General features: G+C 63.0%; 21 protein-coding genes. 12 read left to right on the forward strand and 9 right to left on the reverse strand.

The window, feature by feature from the left end; all coding sequences use genetic code 11:
• Positions 1-7: 7 nt before the first annotated feature.
• On the reverse strand, positions 8-1,027 hold the full coding sequence (locus DYZ14_RS12020) for a zinc ABC transporter substrate-binding protein (RefSeq protein ID WP_154720896.1): 1,020 nt from the start codon (positions 1,025-1,027) through the stop codon (positions 8-10).
• 105 nt (positions 1,028-1,132) lie between these two features.
• Here DYZ14_RS12020 and DYZ14_RS12025 point away from each other — a divergent pair, with 105 nt between their 5' ends.
• Genes DYZ14_RS12025 through DYZ14_RS12035 form a run of 3 tightly spaced genes read left to right on the forward strand, consistent with a single transcriptional unit; the run spans position 1,133 to position 3,402 of the window.
• Positions 1,133-2,194 (forward strand): ATP-binding cassette domain-containing protein, encoded by a 1,062-nt coding sequence (locus DYZ14_RS12025; protein WP_154720897.1) that lies wholly within the window; start codon positions 1,133-1,135, stop codon positions 2,192-2,194.
• Positions 2,187-2,996, forward strand: a complete 810-nt coding sequence (gene znuB / locus DYZ14_RS12030) for a zinc ABC transporter permease subunit ZnuB (RefSeq protein ID WP_154720898.1) — start codon at positions 2,187-2,189, stop codon at positions 2,994-2,996. Before DYZ14_RS12025 ends, znuB begins: the two co-directional genes overlap by 8 nt.
• 7 nt (positions 2,997-3,003) lie before the next feature.
• Complete coding sequence (locus DYZ14_RS12035; RefSeq protein ID WP_154720899.1) at positions 3,004-3,402, forward strand: Fur family transcriptional regulator; 399 nt, start codon at positions 3,004-3,006, stop codon at positions 3,400-3,402.
• 27 nt (positions 3,403-3,429) lie between these two features.
• Here the strand turns inward: DYZ14_RS12035 and DYZ14_RS12040 are convergent, their stop codons facing one another.
• The 6 genes from DYZ14_RS12040 to tyrS all read right to left on the reverse strand — a co-directional run bounded on the left by DYZ14_RS12040 (position 3,430) and on the right by tyrS (position 9,304).
• Complete coding sequence (locus DYZ14_RS12040) at positions 3,430-3,957, reverse strand: gamma carbonic anhydrase family protein (RefSeq protein ID WP_154720900.1); 528 nt, start codon at positions 3,955-3,957, stop codon at positions 3,430-3,432.
• 31 nt (positions 3,958-3,988) lie between these two features.
• The gene (locus DYZ14_RS12045; RefSeq protein ID WP_115670107.1) at positions 3,989-4,261 is read right to left on the reverse strand and encodes a hypothetical protein; all 273 of its coding nucleotides are present in this window, start codon (positions 4,259-4,261) and stop codon (positions 3,989-3,991) included.
• Between the two features lie 48 nt (positions 4,262-4,309).
• The gene (locus DYZ14_RS12050; protein WP_232365525.1) at positions 4,310-5,701 is read right to left on the reverse strand and encodes a D-alanyl-D-alanine carboxypeptidase; all 1,392 of its coding nucleotides are present in this window, start codon (positions 5,699-5,701) and stop codon (positions 4,310-4,312) included.
• 177 nt (positions 5,702-5,878) lie between these two features.
• A complete protein-coding gene (locus DYZ14_RS12055) occupies positions 5,879-6,670 on the reverse strand; it encodes a hypothetical protein (RefSeq protein ID WP_154720901.1) in 792 nt (263 codons plus the stop codon).
• Positions 6,671-6,940: 270 nt separating this feature from the next.
• A complete protein-coding gene (locus DYZ14_RS12060) occupies positions 6,941-7,552 on the reverse strand; it encodes a transglutaminase-like cysteine peptidase (RefSeq protein WP_154720902.1) in 612 nt (203 codons plus the stop codon).
• A 495-nt stretch (positions 7,553-8,047) separates the two neighbouring features.
• Positions 8,048-9,304 carry a tyrosine--tRNA ligase gene (tyrS, locus tag DYZ14_RS12065; protein ID WP_154720903.1) on the reverse strand — a complete coding sequence of 419 codons (1,257 nt, stop codon included), beginning with the start codon at positions 9,302-9,304 and terminating at the stop codon, positions 8,048-8,050.
• A gap of 132 nt (positions 9,305-9,436) precedes the next feature.
• Here tyrS and DYZ14_RS12070 point away from each other — a divergent pair, with 132 nt between their 5' ends.
• On the forward strand, positions 9,437-10,582 hold the full coding sequence (locus tag DYZ14_RS12070) for an anhydro-N-acetylmuramic acid kinase (RefSeq protein ID WP_232365519.1): 1,146 nt from the start codon (positions 9,437-9,439) through the stop codon (positions 10,580-10,582).
• Here DYZ14_RS12070 and DYZ14_RS12075 read toward each other — a convergent pair.
• Together DYZ14_RS12075 and DYZ14_RS12080 are read right to left on the reverse strand one after the other, a co-directional pair.
• On the reverse strand, positions 10,568-11,431 hold the full coding sequence (locus DYZ14_RS12075) for a patatin-like phospholipase family protein (protein ID WP_154720905.1): 864 nt from the start codon (positions 11,429-11,431) through the stop codon (positions 10,568-10,570). The two genes, DYZ14_RS12070 and DYZ14_RS12075, sit on opposite strands and share 15 nt — an antisense overlap.
• A 175-nt stretch (positions 11,432-11,606) precedes the next feature.
• Positions 11,607-12,284: an alpha/beta hydrolase gene (locus DYZ14_RS12080; protein ID WP_028735059.1), complete on the reverse strand. Its 678-nt coding sequence runs from the start codon at positions 12,282-12,284 to the stop codon at positions 11,607-11,609.
• A gap of 215 nt (positions 12,285-12,499) precedes the next feature.
• Here DYZ14_RS12080 and DYZ14_RS12085 point away from each other — a divergent pair, with 215 nt between their 5' ends.
• The 8 genes from DYZ14_RS12085 to sufA all read left to right on the forward strand — a co-directional run bounded on the left by DYZ14_RS12085 (position 12,500) and on the right by sufA (position 19,642).
• On the forward strand, positions 12,500-13,666 hold the full coding sequence (locus DYZ14_RS12085; RefSeq protein WP_154720906.1) for a cysteine desulfurase family protein: 1,167 nt from the start codon (positions 12,500-12,502) through the stop codon (positions 13,664-13,666).
• Positions 13,667-13,810: 144 nt separating this feature from the next.
• On the forward strand, positions 13,811-15,280 hold the full coding sequence (gene sufB, locus DYZ14_RS12090; protein WP_154720907.1) for a Fe-S cluster assembly protein SufB: 1,470 nt from the start codon (positions 13,811-13,813) through the stop codon (positions 15,278-15,280).
• On the forward strand, positions 15,280-15,435 hold the full coding sequence (locus tag DYZ14_RS12095; protein ID WP_154720908.1) for a hypothetical protein: 156 nt from the start codon (positions 15,280-15,282) through the stop codon (positions 15,433-15,435). The genes sufB and DYZ14_RS12095 overlap by 1 nt, the downstream gene beginning before the upstream one ends.
• Before the next feature lie 56 nt (positions 15,436-15,491).
• Positions 15,492-16,247 carry a Fe-S cluster assembly ATPase SufC gene (gene sufC, locus DYZ14_RS12100; protein ID WP_154720909.1) on the forward strand — a complete coding sequence of 252 codons (756 nt, stop codon included), beginning with the start codon at positions 15,492-15,494 and terminating at the stop codon, positions 16,245-16,247.
• Between the two features lie 23 nt (positions 16,248-16,270).
• Positions 16,271-17,545, forward strand: coding sequence for a Fe-S cluster assembly protein SufD (gene sufD, locus DYZ14_RS12105; RefSeq protein WP_154720910.1), 1,275 nt, complete (start codon positions 16,271-16,273; stop codon positions 17,543-17,545).
• Positions 17,538-18,782 carry a cysteine desulfurase gene (locus DYZ14_RS12110; protein ID WP_154720911.1) on the forward strand — a complete coding sequence of 415 codons (1,245 nt, stop codon included), beginning with the start codon at positions 17,538-17,540 and terminating at the stop codon, positions 18,780-18,782. The genes sufD and DYZ14_RS12110 overlap by 8 nt, the downstream gene beginning before the upstream one ends.
• A gap of 10 nt (positions 18,783-18,792) precedes the next feature.
• Positions 18,793-19,173, forward strand: a complete 381-nt coding sequence (locus tag DYZ14_RS12115; protein WP_154720912.1) for an SUF system Fe-S cluster assembly protein — start codon at positions 18,793-18,795, stop codon at positions 19,171-19,173.
• A gap of 76 nt (positions 19,174-19,249) precedes the next feature.
• Positions 19,250-19,642, forward strand: coding sequence for a Fe-S cluster assembly scaffold SufA (gene sufA, locus DYZ14_RS12120; RefSeq protein ID WP_154720913.1), 393 nt, complete (start codon positions 19,250-19,252; stop codon positions 19,640-19,642).
• Positions 19,643-19,720: the final 78 nt, after the last annotated feature.

Below are 19,720 nucleotides of genomic sequence, written 5' to 3' on the forward strand. Positions count from 1 at the left end.
TATGCCCTTACTTCGACAGGCAATCGATAAGGGACTTTGCGAGATTGCGCATCAGTTCGGGATAGAGGGCAGGGCCAGCATCAAGAGCGCCGCCTTCCGGATCGAGCCTGCCGGCCTTCGCATCGGTTCCCTCGGTCACGACCGAGATCAGCTTGGGCTCGAACTGCGGCTCTGCGAAGACGCAGACTGCCTGAAGTTCTTTCACCTTGGCATGGATCTCGGCGACCCGCTCGGCGCCCGGCATCGTTTCCGGGCTCACCGTGATCGAACCGGCGATGCGCACCTTGTAGCGGTTCTCGAAGTATTGGTAGGCGTCATGGAAGACGACGGAGGGCTTGTCCTTCACGGGCGCCAGGGCGCTGAAGATTTCCTTGTCGAGCGTGTCGATCTCCTGCGCAAGGGCCAGGCCGTTGGCCTTGTAGCGGGCGGCATTGGCCGGATCGGCGGTAACCAGGGCGCTCTCGATCTCGGCGGCCATGGCCTTGGCATTCATCGGATCGAGCCAGAAGTGCATGTCGAAGCCTTCGTGCTCATGCGCATGACCGTGCTCATCGCCGGTATGGTCTTCGGTCGCATGATCCTCAGGGGCATCGTGGTCGTCCTGTGCCGCATGATCCTCGCCGCCGGCATGGGCATCTTCACCTTCGTCTTCGTGTGTCTCGAAGGCGCCGCCTTCGCGGAAGGGCAGGCGCACCAGCCCCGGCGCGTCTTCGAGCTCGACCACCGTCGCCTTGCCCGCCAAGGCGTCGAGCGGCTTCTCGAGGAAGGCCTCGAGGCCAGGCCCGACCCAGAAGACCAGGTCGGCGTTCTCCAGCGCACGGGCATGCGACGGCCTCAGGCTGTAGGTATGGGCGGAGGCCGTACCTTCGACGATCAGCGACGGCTCGCCGACACCCTGCATCAGCGCCGCCACGAGCGAATGCACCGGCTTGATCGAGACAACGACCTGAGGGGCGGCAAACGCCAGGGTGGGGGTCAGAAAAAGGGCTGCGGCAGAGGCGAAAAGGCGATACCGGGAAAGCGACATGGGAGCGGCTCCATCTTGTGTTTGCTATGTAATAACATTACATGAATTGCGTAATGCTATAACGTGTGGCATAGGGTCATGCAACAGCAAATTTTCGGGTCGAACATGACCGCATTGACATTGAAGACTGAGCCCCCCCTTGTGACGCTTCTGGGTGCCGGCGTCCGGCGCAACGGCCGCTGGCTGGTGCGCGGCGTCGACTTTTCCGTCCGGCGCGGAGAAATCGTCACCCTCATCGGTCCCAATGGCTCGGGCAAGTCGACCAGCGCCAAGATGGCGATCGGCGTGCTGTCGCCGGACGAGGGCAGGGTAGAGCGCCAGCCCGGATTTCGCGTCGGCTATGTGCCGCAAAAGCTGGCGGTCGACTGGACCATGCCGCTCACCGTCAAGCGGTTGATGACGCTCACCATGCGGTTGAGCGACAAGGAGATCGCCGCCGTGCTCGATTCGGTCGGCATCGGCCATCTCGCCGGTGCCGAAGTCCAGCATCTCTCCGGCGGCGAGTTCCAGCGCGCGCTGCTGGCGCGCGCCATCGCCCGCAAGCCGGACCTGCTGGTTCTCGACGAGCCGGTGCAAGGCGTCGATTTTGCCGGCGAGATTGCGCTCTATGATCTGATCACCTCGATCCGCAATTCTGCCGGCTGCGGCATCCTGCTGATCTCGCACGACCTGCATGTCGTGATGGCCGAGACGGATACCGTCATCTGCCTGAACGGCCATGTGTGCTGCCGGGGAACGCCGGCCGCCGTCAGCCGCAGCCCGGAATATATGCGCCTCTTCGGCGCTGCCGCCGGTCGCACGCTCGCCGTCTACAGCCATCACCACGATCACACCCATCTGCCCGACGGGCGGGTGCGCCATGAGGATGGCACGATCACCGACCATTGCCATGCCGGCGACGGTCATCACCATGACCATGGCGATCACGCCCATGCGCATTCCCCCACGCAGCACGCCGGAGGCGTCCCGCATGATCATCCGGTCCAGGATCATTTGGGGCACGACCATTCCCATGGACCCGGCGATGGAAAGGATGGGCACGGTCCGCCAACCCATGACGCCGCCGCCCACAGTCACGCCGGCCACAGTCACGCCAACCATGATCATGTCCATGCGGAGCACCCGACGCCCAAGGCCGTGACTGCCGCGGGGACACGCGATGTTTGACGACTTCTTCCTGCGCGCCATCCTTGCCGGCATCGGCTTGGCGATCACCACGGGACCGCTCGGCTGCTTCGTCATCTGGCGCCGGATGGCCTATTTCGGCGACACAATGGCCCATTCGGCCCTGCTTGGGGTCGCGCTGTCGCTGTTGCTCTCGCTGAACCTCATGGTCAGCGTCTTCGTCGTGGCGGCGATGGTGTCGTTGCTGCTGCTGGTGCTGCAGAAGCGACAGGCGCTGTCAGCCGACGCGCTGCTCGGCATACTCAGCCATTCGACGCTGGCGATCGGCCTCGTCCTCGTCGCCTTCATGTCCTGGGTGCGGATCGACCTCATCGCCTTCCTGTTCGGCGACATCCTGGCGGTGACCACCACCGACATTGCGGTGGTCTGGGGCGGCGGCGCGCTGGTGCTGGCCCTGATCGCCTGGCTGTGGCGGCCGCTTCTGGCCGCGACCGTCAATGCCGAACTGGCGGAAGCCGAGGGCCTGCATCCCGAGCGCGCCCGCCTTGCCTTCATGCTGCTGATGGCGCTCGTCATTGCCATCGCCATGAAGATCGTCGGTATCATGCTGATCACCTCGCTGTTGATCATCCCGGCCGCTGCCGCACGGCGCTTTTCCACGACGCCGGAGGTCATGGCGATCCTCGCCTCGCTGATCGGCGCTGTCGCCGTGGTGCTCGGCCTGTTCGGCTCCTTGACCTATGACACGCCGTCCGGCCCATCCATCGTGGTCGCGGCGCTCATTCTGTTCCTGTTCAGCCTCCTGCCGTCGCCCTACCGGCAGCGCGGCGATTCCGCCTCGTGAGGATGCCATGACCCAGCCGCAACTGACGAAGAACCAGTCGCTCGTCTTCGATGCGCTGTCGCAGACCGGCGCGCCGCTATCGGCCTACGGCATACTCGACCTTTTGCGCGACAAGGGGTTCCGGGCACCTTTGCAGGTCTACCGGGCGCTCGACAAGCTCGTCGAGTTCGGCTTGGTGCACCGGCTGGAAAGCATCAACGCCTTCGTCGCCTGCGCCCATCAAAAGAGCGACTGCTGCGCCCATGGCACGGTGGCTTTCGCCATCTGCAACACATGCGGTCGGGTCGAGGAATTCCACGACCACGCCATTGATCATCGGCTGGCGGACTGGGCCAAGTCCAAGCGCTTCAAGGCTGAAAAAACGACGATCGAGTTGCGGGGCGTGTGCGCCGCCTGTGCGGTCTGAAGCCTGAAGAGGCCTGCGAGCGCGATGTCAGATTTCCTTGAGATCGCGGGCGAAGCGCTGCCAGTTGTGCACGTAGTTCTCCGCTGAAAGGCCAAGGCCTGCAGCCGCCGCCTCGTCGAGGCTGCGCACGACCCGGGCCGGAGAGCCGACGATCAGCGAATTGTCGGGAAACTCCTTGTTCTCCGTCACCAGCGCATTGGCGCCGACCAGGCAATTCCTGCCGATCCTCGCGCCGTTGAGGATCGTCGCTCCCATGCCGACCAGGGAATTGTCGCCGATCGTGCAACCATGGATGATGGCGTGATGGCCGATCGTGCAGCCGGTGCCGATCATGACCGGAAAGTGCAGGTCCGTATGGATCATCACGCCTTCCTGGATATTGCTGCGGGCACCGATGACGATCGGCTCGTTGTCGCCGCGAAGCACGGCGCCGAACCATATGCCGACATCCTCGCCAAGCTCGACCTGGCCGATCACATGGGCTCCGGGCGCAATCCAGAACCGGTCCGAGGGCGGAAGCTTGGGCGTGAGATTGCCCAGCGAATAGAGCGGCATGGTTTCCTCCTCGGGCGCCAGAATGAGAGGTTCAGCGCAGACGCAGGACGACGGGAAGACGGCCGCCATGCGTCGAGACATGAAGATGGATGCTTGCCTCCGGCTGCGAATAGCGCCAGGCGCGGGCGCCATGGCAGAGCAGCAGGCCGATCAGGTCCTTGGTCCGCGAGCCCCGCTTGCGCTGGAGTCCGAGATCGGCGAGGCGATAGGCCGCCTCATGCAGCGGGTGCAGGCTGTAGCGGCCGTCCTTGCCGCTATTGTCCTGGGTCGGGGCGAGATCGAAGTGATTCTCGTTCGATGCCATTGCGAATACCTCGTACACGATACAAAAATCGAGGTGGAAAACCGGTTGCTACTGCGACGCCGCCCAGCAGCCGATGCCTATCTTCTTCAGCGACTTGCACGCGTTGACGGCCATCTTCTGGTCGCCGAACCCGCCGAAGCGTGCGCGATAGAGCTGCTCGGATCCGGTCTTGTAAGCGACCGTGAAGGGGGTGGCGGAACGCAATACCTTTCCGCCTTTGTCCTGCGCATTGCGCAGAAGGGTCATGGCCTGTTCCCGGTCCGGCGAGGTGCCGACCTGGATCACCCATCCGGAGGGCTGGGTGGAGGCGGTTGTCGTCTGGTCGATGTCTGCGGATGCCACAGCTTCCGGCTGGGCCGCCGGCTGAGGCGCGCTGGCAGGCGCGATCGAGGCCTGGCTGTCGGGCATATAGGCCGGGGCCGGCTGCGGGACAGGCATGCCTGCGCCGAGCGGCTGGGGTCCGGCTCCACGCGTGGCGTCGAGCGCCGCCGCGGCGGCAGAGGGGCTGGCGGGTGCGGCATAGGCCGAAGCGACGGGTGCTGCCTCGTAGCGCACTTCCGGCAGCGGTCCGGTGGACGGCAGGGAGGGCACGCCCAGAGCCATATTCGGGGCTTCGGCGGCCATTGCGGCGGCTGCCGGTGCGACCGACGTGTTCATCTTGGCGATCAGGTCGCCGCCGCCCGAGCGCGAAGCCTTCGGCAGATAGGCCTGGACCAGCTTTGTCATGCGCGCATTGCGATTGGCACCCGAGGGCGCGCCCATGACGACGCCGACGATCGAGCGGCCGTCCGCCTGGGCTGAGGTGACCAGGTTGAACCCGGCGGCGCGGGTAAAACCGGTCTTGATGCCGTCAACGCCCCGCACGGCGCCGAGCAGGCGATTATGGTTGCCGATGGTCTGCTTGCCGAACTTGAAGCTGCGGGTGGAAAAATAGCCGTAATACTGCGGGAAGTGCTGGCGAAGAGCGATGCCGAGACGCGCCTGATCGCGGGCGGTGGTCATCTGCGCCGTGTTCGGCAGGCCGTGGGCATTGCGATAGGTGGTCTTGGTCATGCCGAGGCTGCGGGCCTTGGCGGTCATCATCTGCGCGAAACGCTGTTCGGAGCCGCCGAGAAATTCGCCGAGCGCGGTGGCAATATCGTTGGCTGAACGGGTAACGAGAGCCAGGATGGCCTGCTCGACGGTGACCGAGCGACCGGCGCCGACCCCGAGCTTCGACGGCGGCTCCTTGGCGGCATTGGCCGAGACCGGCACCTTGTCGCCCAGGCGGATCCGCCCCGCTTCGAGAGCTTCGAACGTCAGGTAAAGGGTCATCATCTTGGTGAGCGATGCCGGATAGCGCAGACTGTCGGCATTCTCGCTGTAGAGAACCTTGCCGGTCTTCGCGTCGACGACGATGCCGCCATAGGTCGGCTTTGCTGCGGCCAGTGAGGCGCTCATGCCCAATGCAGTCACGAATACCAGGGCGGCAACTGCCAGTTTGCGCATCTGGGAAGCGAGATTAAGGCGTCGGAATGTATTTTTCACCGCAAGACTCTTCACATGCTGAATTTCGGATCGGACGCACCCCCACGCGACCACTCCGACCAAAGTACGGAAACAGCCTTACCAAGAGGTTTATAATGAATCTTTCGTTGCCGAATTGCCGCGCATTGGCAGATTGGGGGACGTTGGTCCGCTGACGATACGGTCGCGGATATAGACCTCGATGGCCTTGTCGATCTGCTGCCAGTCGGAAAGCAGTTCGCTGGAAAAGCGGTAGAGTACCGTCAGGTCGCGTCCGGCATGAATGTCGCGCTGGCAATCGCTATTGCTCGGCAGGTCGCCGGGTTCTGGCAGCAGGCAGCGCACCGCGTAGTCGGCCTGCCCCGGCCGCGGCGCGGTCAGGAGGACTTCGCGATCATACCCCGTGCCGGCCCGGAACCGATGGAGGGAAAGACCGAAAGGGCCGCTTTCCGGAGTTCCAGTGAAGAGATGCGAGTAAATGGGATCGACCCGTCCCGACATGTCGCGCGACATCGTGCTTTGCGACAGTTGCAGGAAGATCAGCGATTTTGCGTGCGCAAGGTCATCGAAACGCCGGCGGTTTTCCCTGCTGTAGCCTGTCATTTCCGGCCAGAGCACGAAAAGGTCGAGGCGCTCGGATCTGCCGCTCCTTCTCTGATCCTCGAAGCGGATCGCATTGGAGGGAACACGCAGGCGATCGAGGCCGATCGAGACGTCGACAGGCTCGGCACTGGCGCTGTGGCCCGCCAGTGACCAGCGTTCGCCGATGCGATCACCGAGCAGGCTGATGGCCAGAGACAGAAGTGCAAGGGCTGTGACGGCCGCCGTCAGAATGATCAGAAATCGAACGGAGACCAGAGGTGCCTGATCTTCGGTTTCTTTCGCGGTGCGGGTTGCTTCCATGGTTCTGCCCCCGAGGCAACGGCAAACGAAGGGCCAGTATCGTTCCGGGTGGCGACCGTCGCGCCCCGCCGATTCTCGCCTTCGCGATAAGATCGACACTCGGCGACTATGGTTAATGGGCGGTTAAGGCCTGTGCGGGCAGGGCAAGGGCGCGCAAGAAAAACCGGCCCCGCTTATGGCGGGACCGGCTCGTTGGCTCCGGTCGGGGACGGGGTATGCGGGGGACGGACCGGGCCAGGGGCTCGAGGGCTGCCGCGTCGGGCGGCGGCCTCAGTTCGTGTTGACGCTACCGACGGCCGTAGCCCGGCCGTCCTGGAGCTTGACCCAGCGTCCCGGATCGTCAGACGACTGGCGCTTGAGATAGGTGTATTCCGTCTCGGACCACAGCATGACCTTGTTGCGCATGTTGTCGAGGACGAAGTCGCCGTGATCGGTGCGCACCGTCAGCACGGCATGGCCTTCGCCATTCGGTTGCAGGACGACGGTGAGGAGGAGGTCGGACGGGGCGAAACCGCGATCGATCAGCATCTTGCGCTTCAGCAGCGCGAAGTCTTCGCAATCGCCGACCGTACGCGGATAGGCCCAACGCTCCTCGACGCCGTAAATGTCCTGGTCGGTCAGCGGCGTGATCGAGCTGTTTACCGTATAGTTGACGTCGAGCAGGGTCTTCCAGCTCGTTTCGGTGAGCTGGGCTGGGCCGCCATCCCGGCTCGCCGCAACGCATTCGCCGCCATAGGTCTTGCAGAATTCATAGTGGCCGATCGGCGGATTTGCCTTTCCGACAACCCGCATATTTGCCGGCAGTGCCATGGCCGGAAGCGCGAGAGCGCCGGACATTGCGATGGCCAAGAGTCCAATACCCAGAGTTCTTTTTGTTGTCATTGGTCGTCTCCCCGTGTTGAGGAGACAATGACAGGGAGATTTTGATCTCTCGCAAAATTGCGAAGTAAAAACCGAGGTTAAATCTAATCAAAACAACGGAGAACGAGAATAAAACAAGTATAAAATTGAAATTGTATTTTATTATATTTTGTCGAAAGTTTAGCTCGAATTTTAACGAACCGGCACAAGTCGGCTGGAGCGAAACAGGATATAAGGCTCTGATCGAAAAGAGAAAAATAGAAAATCGCGGGGCGCCGACAGAGTGGTGGCCGGCGATGCGCGGGTTGCGGAATGGCGAGCAGCCGACGCTTGTCGTGCGACCGGATTTGCGCCTCACACAGCAAGAGTGCGGAGCGAGGCGCTGATCGGGTCGGAAGGCCGATAAATTTATTTTCCGGACGACGTCTTTTTTTTGGTCGGGCCGGCCGCAGCATGTCGTGGCGCCTCGCCACTCCGTGGCGATGGCCGAGCGGGGAAACGCCCGGCGCCATCCTGTCAGACGGAGCGCACCAGCATGTGTTTCTTCTTGCCGAGTGACAGCTTGATCACGCCGTCTCCGGTCATCTCACCCATGCCGATCGCCATGCGTTCGTCGCTGACGGCGGCATCGTTGATCTTCACGGCGCCGCCCTGGACATGACGACGGGCTTCGCCGTTCGAGGCGGCAAGGCCCGCGCGCACGATCAGCGACAGGAGACCGATGCCGGCCTCGAGTTCGGCTGTGGGAACGTCAATCGACGGCAGGTTTTCCGAAAGCCCACCTTCCTCGAAGGTCTTGCGCGCGGTCTCCGCCGCCTGCTCGGCGGCATCGCGACCGTGCAGCATCGCGGTGATCTCGGTCGCGAGGATCTTCTTCACCTCGTTGATCTCCGAACCGCCGAGGCTCGCCAGACGGCCGATCTCAGCCATCGGCAGGGTGGTGTAGAGCTTGAGGAAGCGCGGAACGTCGGCATCCTCGGTATTGCGCCAGTACTGCCAGAAATCATAGGCCGAGAGCATGTCCGGATTGAGCCAGACAGCGCCGTTCACCGACTTGCCCATCTTGGCGCCCGAAGACGTGGTCAGGAGCGGCGAGGTCAGCGCGTAGAGCTGCTGCGTGCCCATCCGATGGCCAAGGTCGATGCCGTTGATGATATTGCCCCACTGGTCGGAGCCGCCCATCTGCAGGCGGCAGTCGTAGCGCTTGGCCAGTTCGACGAAGTCGTAGGCCTGCAGGATCATGTAGTTGAATTCGAGGAAGGACAGCGATTGTTCGCGGTCGAGGCGTGTCTTGACGCTGTCGAAGGACAGCATGCGGTTGACCGAGAAGTGCCGGCCGACGTCGCGCAGGAATTCCAGATAGTTGAGCGAACGCAGCCATTCGGCATTATTGATCATCAGGGCGCCGCCCTTGGGTCCCTTGTCGTAGTCCAGGTAATTGGCGAAGACGCGCTTGATCGAGGCGATGTTGCTCTCGATCGTCTCGACGGTCATCAACTGGCGGGCCTCTTCCTTGAACGAAGGGTCGCCGACCATGCCGGTGCCGCCGCCCATCAGCGAGATCGGCCGGTGGCCGGTGGCCTGGAACCAGTGTAGCATCATGATCTGGATAAGGCCGCCCGCATGCAGCGACGGCGCCGTGGGGTCGAAGCCGATATAGGCCGTCACGCTTTCCTTGGCGAGCAGGTCGTCGAGGCCGCTTTCATCGGAAATCTGATGAATGAAGCCGCGCTCTTGCATGGTGCGGAGGAAATCGGACTTGAACTTCGTCATGACCTTCAGGCCTTCTGGAATGTATCGGGAATGGGAATTTGCCGGCGGCTTTAGCATTGTTTTTTGAAATGTGCACCCGTTTCGGCCATGAATAACGCTGATGACATTCATTCGAATCGATGGAGAGACCTTGTGGGTGGCAGGATGCGGGCGATCGGACTGATGAGCGGCACCTCGATGGACGGGATAGACGTCGCCATGCTGGAAACGGACGGCGAAAGCTTCGTCGAGCGAGGGCCATTTCTCATCATTCCCTATGACCCGGCCTTTCGTGATCGCCTGAAGCAGGGATTGGAAGACGCCAGGACGATGACCGAGCGCTCGGCGCGTCCGGGTAGTCTCCTTGAACTGGAACACGACCTGACGCTTCGTCACGCGGGGGCGGTCAAGGCCTTCCTCGGTGCCCATAATCTGTCGGCGGGTGAGGTCGACGTGATCGGTTTTCACGGACAGACCGTCCTGCATCGCCCGGACCAGGGGCTGACCGTGCAAATCGGCGACGGTGCGCTGCTTGCGCGGGAAACCGGCATTGACGTGGTCCATGACATGCGTGCCAACGACATGGCACATGGCGGGCAGGGCGCACCTCTGGTGCCCGCCTATCACGCGGCACTCGCCGCCTCGCTCAAACAGGCCGCCCGCCCGATCTGCTTCGTCAATATCGGCGGCATTTCCAACCTCACCTATATCGGTGCCGAGGGGGAAATCCTCGCCTTCGACAGCGGTCCGGGCAATGCGCTGATCGACCAGTGGGTGGAGGTCAATGCCGGCGTGCCCTTCGACCAGGGCGGGAGGATCGCTTCCGAAGGCCAGGTTCTCATGGATCTCGCCGAGCGCTATCTCGACCATCCCTTCTTCACCACCGACCAGCGCCGTTCGCTCGACCGCAGTGATTTTCGCCCGCCGCAATCGGATGAAGCGGGGCTGCACGACGGCGCCCGCACACTGGCCTATGTGACAGCCGCAGCCATTCTGCGTTCCGCGGGGCATTTGCCCCATGCGCCGCAAACCTACATCATCAGCGGCGGCGGGCGGCTCAACCGCACCATAATGGCCGACCTGACCGAGATCGCCGCGCGAGGCGGCGCGACCGTCCTGACGGCGGAAGAGGCCGGTTTCGACGGCGACGCGACGGAGGCCGAGGCCTGGGCCTATCTTGCCGTGCGCTCGCTGAAACGATTGCCGCTTACCTTCCCCGGCACCACGGGGGTTAAGGCGCCGGTGACCGGCGGTGTCCTGGCGCGTGCCGAGGCCCGGTCGCCGTCAGCGGTCAAATAGTCTCGGCATGGTCTTGGCGAAGGTCGCGCCGTCTCTCAGGCCCACCTCAAAGGCGTGCCTCAGGCCGGCGGCATCCGAAACCGTAAACTTGTTGACGCGGATGTCCTCGCTCGGACCGACCGCGACGCGGTTGGGCGAGGCCGGCGGCAGGCGGCCGTAGCGCGTGGTCAGCAGCAGCGTCCGGCCGCCCGACGCTTCGGTCTCAGAAAGCCGGATCGTCGGTGGATTGTCGACCAGCCCGCCGTCGAGATGGTCGCGCTCGGCGATCCGTCCGACCGGCATGAAGGGTGGCACCGACGAGGTCGCCATCATCGCGTCGACCAGATCGGCGGCGGTCGGAATCTCATGGGTCGAGATCCAGACGGGTTTCAGTCCAAGATAACGGCCGGCCTTGGAATGGGCGCCGCCGGTCAGGCGTTTCTCGATCTGGTAGGCGGCGATCGAGCCGAGCGCGGCAAGGCCGCCCGGCATCCAGTCCGGCGGGCGCGCCACCTGGATCAGCATTCGCGGCGCGGCCTTGAGTGCCGCCAGTTCCGTCTCGCCGAACTGCTCTGCCAAGAACTGCCGGTACAGGCCGCCGACGACGAGCGGCGAACGGCGCTCCTTCAGCGCCGCCCAGTCGAGGTCCGGAATATTGCGTTCGGCGAAGCTGAATGCCGCGTTGCGGACCCGCTCGCCAATACCGGCCAGGTTCATCGCGCAGTGATAGGCGCCCGCCGACACTGCCACGTAGTAGGATGGACGCTGCGGATAGCGCAGGTTCAGCGACAGGAAAAAGCCGCTCTGCCAGTAGCAGCGGTTTCCGCCACCGGCAAAGCCGATCGCATCGAATGACAGGGCGTCGGGCATATTGGCAGATCTGAGGACGTGTTGAAAAATCAGGTGACTATTGTTCAAGTCAGAACAATCTTGCCGTGCTTTGTCAACGCCGGTTGTGCCGATCCTGCCCCTTGCCGGCAGAATCCGTGCAACAAAAAACGCCGGTCTGTCGACCGGCGTCTCTTGGAAGTTCGCGGGCCGCCAATCAGCGGATGCGCTTGGCGGCGGGTTCCGGTACCAGTTCGCCCTCGAGGCGACGGTCGAGATAGTCCTCGCATTCGGCCATCAGCGTTTCCGTCTGGCCGGAGAAGAAGTGGTTGGCGCCGGGCAGCGTCTTCTGGGTGATCAGGATGCCCTTCTGCGTCTTCAGCTTGTCGACCAGGCCCTGGACGTCCTTTTCCGGCGCGACCTTGTCGGCGTCGCCATGGATGATCAGGCCGGACGACGGGCAGGGGGCGAGGAAGGAGAAGTCATAGGTGTTGGGCTGCGGCGCGATCGAGATGAAGCCCTCGATCTCCGGCCGGCGCATCAGAAGCTGCATGCCGATCCAGGCGCCGAAATTATAGCCGGCGACCCAGCAGCTCTTCGAATCGGGATGCAGGCTCTGGACCCAGTCGAGCGCCGAGGCCGCATCCGACAGTTCGCCCGCGCCATGGTCGAATTCGCCCTGACTGCGGCCGATGCCGCGGAAGTTGAAGCGCAGCGTCGTGAAACCGCGCTTCTGGAACATGTAGAAGAGCTGGTAGACGATCTGGTTGTTCATCGTGCCGCCGAACTGCGGATGCGGATGCAGGATGATCGCGATCGGCGCGCTTTTCTCCTTGGACGGCTGGTACCGTCCTTCGAGGCGGCCCGCCGGGCCGTTGAAAATCACTTCAGGCATTGAAACTCCGGTCCGTGCAAATTTCTGTGGTTCCTGGACAAGCATTCCTGTCAGCTGACTTGACGAAGTCAGTCAACTTTCATAAAACCCAGTTTAGAATTGTTCGAAACTGGGTGGCTGTCCATCCAAGGTCGAAGGTGTCATAGGACAAGCCCGACGGAAATTTCAAGGAAAATGCGCTTGCTGGCTGCCAGCGGGCGCGACACGGACCCGATATGGCCAAGGAGCGCATCTATCTCGACTGGAATGCCACCGCCCCCCTGATGGAGGCGGCGCGCTCCGTCATGGTTGATGCACTCGCTCTGACGGGCAATCCCAATTCCGTGCATGCCGAGGGCCGCGCCGCCAGGGCGGTGATCGAAACGGCGCGCCGCGAAGTGGCCTCCCTCGTTGGTGCCACGGCCGCCAATGTCATCTTCACGGCGAGCGCCACCGAGGCCGCCAATCTGGTGCTGACGCCGTCTTTCCGCATGGGCAAGGCGCCGCTGTCGATCGGCCGGCTATACGTCTCGGCGATCGAGCATCCGGCCGTGCGCGAGGGTGGACGATTCGGCGCCGAGCAGATCAGCGAAATTCCGGTCACCGCTGCCGGGCTGACGGATCTCGAAGCCTTGGAGCGGTTGCTTTCGGCCCATGATGCGACAAAGGGCCTGCCGCTGGTGGCTGTAATGGCGGTCAACAACGAGACCGGCATCATCCAACCGATCCGCGACGCCGCTCAGATCGTACACAGGCACGGCGGCCTGCTGCTGGTGGATGCGGTGCAGGCGGCCGGGCGGATCGCGCTCGATGTGCAGGAGATCGGTGCCGACTTCCTCATTCTTTCCGCCCACAAGCTGGGTGGACCGAAGGGGGCAGGCGCACTGATCGCCCGTGGCGAGACCTTGATGCCCGCCCCGCTGATCCGCGGCGGCGGCCAGGAAAAGGGCCATCGGGCGGGGACCGAGAATGTGGCTGCGATCGCCGGTTTCGGTGCCGCCGCCGTCTGGGCGCGAACCGGGATCGAGGCCAGAAATGCGGCAATCGGCGCCTTGCGCGACCGATTGGAACAAGGCATGCGGAACGCGGCCGCCGATCTCATCATTCATGGCGAGGCTGTCGGGCGGGTCGCCAATACGAGTTTCTTCACCCTGCCGGGTCTGAAGGCGGAAACCGGCCAGATCGCCTTCGATCTGGAGGGCGTTGCGCTCTCTGCGGGGGCTGCCTGTTCGTCCGGCAAACTCGGCGCCAGCCACGTGCTGACCGCCATGGGGCAGGACGCCAGGACGGGCGCCTTGCGCATCTCGCTCGGGGCGACGACGACGAAAGACGATATCGACCGCACGGTCGAGATATTTGCGAAGATCGCGGGGCGCCGGAAAATCTCCGGCGAGGCCGCATGAAAGACCGGGAAAAATTGGCAATAACCATTTTTCTCCTTGCCGCCAGGGTGAAAAACACGCCTCTGGCAACTACATAAGGGCGGGTTTCCGCTCAATACGTTGACAAGCTGCCGGCCTTTGATCCGGCAAGATTGGAGAACGCGAATGGCTGCCGTGCAGGAAACGATCGATCAGGTGCGCCAGATCGATGTCGACCAGTACAAATATGGTTTCGAGACGATGATCGAAGTCGACAAGGCGCCCAAGGGCCTGTCGGAAGACATCATCCGTTTCATTTCCGCAAAGAAGAACGAACCGGACTGGATGCTTCAATGGCGTCTGGACGCCTACAAGCGTTGGCTCACCATGGAAGAGCCGACCTGGGCGCGCGTCAATTATCCGAAGATCGACTTCAACGACCTCTATTATTATGCCGCGCCAAAGAGCACGACCGGCCCGACCTCGATCGACGAGGTGGATCCGGAACTGCTGAAGGTCTATGAAAAGCTCGGCATTCCGCTGCGCGAGCAGGAGATCCTGGCCGGCGTGCAGACCTCCAAGATCGCGGTCGATGCCGTGTTCGACAGCGTCTCGGTCGTCACCACCTTCAAGGAAGAGCTGAAGAAGGCCGGCGTGATCTTCATGTCGATCTCGGAGGCGATCCGCGAGCATCCCGAGCTGGTGCAGAAGTATCTCGGTTCGGTCGTACCGGTCACCGACAACTATTATGCGACGCTCAACACCGCGGTCTTCACCGACGGTTCCTTCGTATTCGTGCCGAAGGGCGTTCGCTGCCCGATGGAACTGTCGACCTATTTCCGTATCAACGAGAAGAACACCGGCCAGTTCGAGCGCACGCTGATCATCGCCGAGGAGGGGGCTTACGTCTCCTATCTCGAAGGCTGCACCGCGCCGCAGCGCGACGAGAACCAGCTGCACGCCGCCGTGGTCGAGCTGGTGGCGCTGGACGATGCCGAGATCAAGTATTCCACCGTCCAGAACTGGTATCCGGGCGACAAGGAAGGCAAGGGCGGCATCTACAACTTCGTCACCAAGCGTGGCGACTGCCGCGGCAAGAATTCCAAGATTTCCTGGACCCAGGTCGAGACCGGTTCGGCGATCACCTGGAAATACCCGTCCTGCATCCTGCGCGGCGACGGTTCGCGCGGCGAGTTCTACTCGATCGCCGTGTCGAACGGCCACCAGCAGATCGACTCAGGCACCAAGATGATCCATCTCGGCAAGAACACGTCGAGCCGCATCATCTCCAAGGGTATTTCCGCCGGCTTCTCCAACAACACCTATCGCGGCCAGGTTTCGGCCCACCGCAAGGCGGAGAATGCCCGCAACTTTACCCAGTGCGACAGTCTTCTGATCGGCGACAAGTGCGGCGCGCATACCGTGCCCTATATCGAGGCGAAGAACGCGACCGCCCAGTTCGAGCACGAGGCGACCACCTCCAAGATCTCCGAGGACCAGCTGTTCTACTGCCTGCAGCGCGGCATTCCGCAGGAAGCGGCGATCGCGCTGATCGTCAACGGCTTCGTCCGTGAGGTCATCCAGGAACTGCCGATGGAATTTGCCGTCGAGGCGCAGAAGCTGATCGGCATCTCGCTCGAGGGGAGCGTGGGGTAATGGATGCGATCGGCCTGATCTACTACGCGGTTGTGTGCGGCGGCGTCGCCCTCTTCTCACCGAATGTGTCGAACAGGCTCGCGCGCGTTGCCATAGGCTTGGTGGCCGGAGCGATTTCGGCCTTCATCCTACCCAATATGCGCGCACTCTTTTGAATAGATGACAGATGGAGCGCTGAGCTTGCTCGCGCGTTGATAAACAGGAAAAGACCATGCTCGAAATCAGAAACCTCCATGCCCGCATCGCCGAAGACGGCACCGAAATCATCCGTGGCCTGAACCTGACGGTCAAGGCCGGGGAAGTGACCGCCATCATGGGCCCGAACGGCTCGGGCAAGTCGACACTGTCCTACATCCTGTCGGGACGCGAAGACTATGAAGTCACCGAAGGCGACATCCTCTACAATGGCGAAAGCATCCTCGAGCTGGACCCGGCCGAACGGGCAGCGAAGGGCATCTTCCTCGCCTTTCAGTACCCGGTCGAAATCCCGGGCGTCGCCACCATGCAGTTCCTCAAGGTGGCGATGAACGAGCAGCGCAAGGCGCGCGGCGAAGCCGAACTGACGACCCCGGATTTCATGCGCCGAGTCAAGCAAGCGGCGGCCGAGCTGAAGATCAACCCGGACATGCTGAAGCGGCCGCTGAATGTCGGCTTCTCCGGCGGCGAGAAGAAGCGTGCCGAGATCCTGCAGATGGCGCTCCTGGAGCCGAAGCTCTGTGTGCTCGACGAGACCGATTCGGGCCTCGACATCGACGCCCTGAAGATCGTTGCCGACGGCGTCAACGCGCTGAAGTCACCGGATCGCGCCGTGATCGTCATCACCCACTACCAGCGCCTGCTCGACTACATCGTTCCGGACACCGTCCACGTCCTCTACAAGGGCCAGATCATCAAGACCGGCGACAAGAGCCTGGCGCTCGAACTCGAAGCCAACGGCTATGCCGACATCATCGGGGAAGCGGCCTGATCGGCCGGAAAGGAGTTCCGACGATGACACTGCAAGCAGCGAACCGCCTGACGGCGGCCGAAACCCAGTTGATCGAGGCTTATACGAACCAGATCGGCGGGCTGCCCGGTGATGGCGACGTGCTCGTCGCCCGTGACCGCCTGTTCGACGAACTGAAGCGGGCCGGCCTGCCGACCCGCCGCATCGAGGCCTGGCACTATACCGACCTCAAGGCGCTGATGCGTGGTGTCCCGGCCCTCGACCTGTCCGCCACCGCCACCGTGGTGGCACCGGTCGTTGCCGGCGCCACCGTGCTTTCTCTCGTGCAGGGCAGGGCCGACCTTGGCCCGATGCCGGACGGTGTCCAGGCCGCCGCCTATCGCGACAGCCTGGCGAACGGTTCCGCTGCCGCCAAGCTTTTCGCCCGGGATGGCGATGATACGATCGGCCGTCTGAACGGCAGCTTCGTGCGCGACGGCATCGAACTGCAAATCGAAGACGGCGCCAGCCTTGACGCGCCGATCGAGTTGCAGAGCGTTCATTCCAGCGGCCCGGTGCATGTCCGGTTTCCCGCCCGCTTCGGCAAGGAAAGCCGCGCGACGGTAATCGAGCGCCATCTGGGCAATGGGGCAGGGGCAAGCCTCGTCTCGAGCGTCGCCGATCTGAAGATCGACGACGGCGCGGAGGTCACCTGGATCATCCTGCAGACGGAAGGTCCGGACGACACCCATCTCGGCCAGATCAAGGTCGAACTCGGCGCCAATGCCCGGTTCCGCCTGTTCGTCGTCAATGCCGGCGGCAAGCTGGTGCGCCAGGAAGTCCACCTGCGCACGGCGGGCGAAGGCTCGGATTTCAAGCTGCGCGCCGTCAATCTGCTCGGTGGCGAGACCCATACCGACCTCACCATGACGCTCGGCCACGACGTGCCGAACACCACGTCGACGGAAATCGTCCGCAGCGTGGTGTTCGACCGCGCCAAGGGCGTGTTCCAGGGCATGATCAGGGTCGCCCCCGACGCCCAGAAGACCGATGCCCGCATGGCCTGCAACACGCTGCTGATGTCGGACGACGGGGAGTTCTCGGTGAAGCCCGAACTCGAGATTTTTGCCGACGACGTGCAGTGCGCCCATGGCGCGACGGTGACCGACATCGATCACAATCACCTCTACTACCTGATGGCGCGCGGCATTCCGCAAAAGAAGGCGCGCGGCCTGCTGATCAATGCCTTCGTCGCGGAGGTGGTAGAGGAACTGGAAGACGAGGCGCTGGTCGAGGCGCTGGAAGAGATCATCACCGACTGGCTGGACAATCATGGCTGATCATCTCTCCGCCCAGGCTGGATATGACGTCGCGGCGGTGCGCCGCGACTTCCCCATCCTGTCGCGCGAAGTCTACGGCAAGCCGCTCGTCTATCTCGACAACGCCGCCTCGGCGCAGAAGCCGCGACAGGTGATCGACGCGATCAGCCACGCCTATTCGAACGAATATGCCAATGTCCATCGCGGCCTGCACTTCCTGTCGAACGCCGCGACGGATGCCTATGAAGGCGCGCGCGAAAAAGTGCGCCGTTTCCTCAATGCCGGCTCGATCGACGAACTGGTCTTCACCAAGTCCTCGACCGAGGCGATCAACACGGTCGCCTATGGCTGGGGCATGACCCATATCGGCGAGGGCGACGAGATCGTCCTGTCGATCATGGAGCACCATTCCAACATCGTGCCGTGGCATTTCCTGCGCGAGCGCAAGGGCGCGAAGCTCGTCTGGGCGCCGGTCACCGATGACGGTGCCTTCGACCTCGAAGCCTTCGAGAAGTGCCTGACCGAGCGCACCAAGCTCGTCGCCATCACCCACATGTCCAACGCGCTCGGCACCGTCGTGCCGATCAAGGACGTCTGCCGCATCGCCCATGCACGCGGCATTCCGGTCATGGTCGACGGTAGCCAGGGCGCGGTCCACATGCCGGTCGACGTCCAGGATCTCGATTGCGACTGGTATGCGATCACCGGCCACAAGCTCTACGGCCCGTCGGGCATCGGCGTGCTCTACGGCAAGATGGACCGCCTGAAGGCCATGCAGCCCTTCATGGGCGGCGGCGAGATGATCGTCGAGGTGACGGAAGACACCGTCACCTACAACGACCCGCCGCACCGCTTCGAGGCCGGCACGCCTCCGATCGTTCAGGCGATCGGGCTTGGCTATGCGCTGGACTATATCGAAGGCCTCGGGCGGCAGGCTATCGCCGCCCACGAGGAGAGCCTGCGCGCCTATGCCGATGAACGGCTTTCGGCGATCAATTCGCTGAGGATCATCGGCAATGCGCCGGGCAAAGGGGCGATCTTTTCGTTCGAGCTCGGCGGCATCCATGCCCATGACGTATCGATGCTGATCGACCGTCGCGGTGTGGCGGTTCGTGCCGGTACCCATTGCGCCCAGCCGTTGCTTGCCCGTTTCGGGGTCACCTCGACCTGCCGGGCCTCGTTTGGTCTTTACAACACCCGTGCGGAAGTCGATGCGCTTGCAGATGCGCTCGATCATGCCCGCACCTTCTTCGCGTGAGGATACGTCGATGAGCGTCAACGAAAGCGAACAGAAGCCGGACGTCCGCGAAGGCATCGTCCAGTCGACCATCCCGCAGGACGAGATTGCCCGTCTTTCCGACGACATCGTCGCCGCGCTGAAGACCGTCTATGATCCGGAAATCCCGGCCGACATCTTCGAACTCGGGCTGATCTACAAGATCGACATCGACGACGATCGCATGGTCAAGATCATGATGACGCTGACGGCACCCGGCTGCCCGGTGGCAGGCGAAATGCCCGGCTGGGTGGAGAATGCGGTCAGCGCCGTGGAGGGTGTCTCGGGCGTCGAGGTCGAGATGACCTTCGATCCGCCATGGACCCCGGACCGCATGTCGGAAGAAGCCCAGGTCGCCATCGGCTGGTATTGATAGAAGCCAAGTCGCCCACTACATTTACATGACTCGAAGCGCCGGGCCTTGAACCCGGTCGTGACAGGAGAACGAGATGGGCTTTCAGGTGATGACCATGACGGATGCGGCCGCCGCCCGCGTTCGTGCGATCGTCGAAAATTCCGGTCCGGACGCCAAGGGCGTCCGCGTCGGCATCAAGAAAGGCGGCTGCGCCGGGATGGAATATACCATCGACCTGGTGCGGGAGCCAAATCCGAAGGACGACATGATCGAGCACGATGGCGCCACCGTCTGGGTCGAGCCCTCGGCCGTGCTCTACCTGCTCGGCACCCGGATGGATTTCGAGACGACCACACTGCGCTCGGGCTTCACCTTCACCAACCCCAACCAGACGTCAGCCTGCGGCTGTGGCGAATCGGTCGAGCTGAAGGCGGCAGACCTGGCCGAACTCGCGCGCCAGAAGCAGGAAACGGCGCTCGCCGGCTAGGCGATCCGCAGATCGAGCATTGTCTGAAAATGGCCCGGTTACCGACCGGGCCATTTATTTTGCGGCGATCATATCAAG

It is taken from the genome of Ciceribacter sp. T2.26MG-112.2 (assembly GCF_900492205.1).
GTDB classification, from domain to species: Bacteria; Pseudomonadota; Alphaproteobacteria; order Rhizobiales; family Rhizobiaceae; genus Allorhizobium; species Allorhizobium naphthalenivorans_A.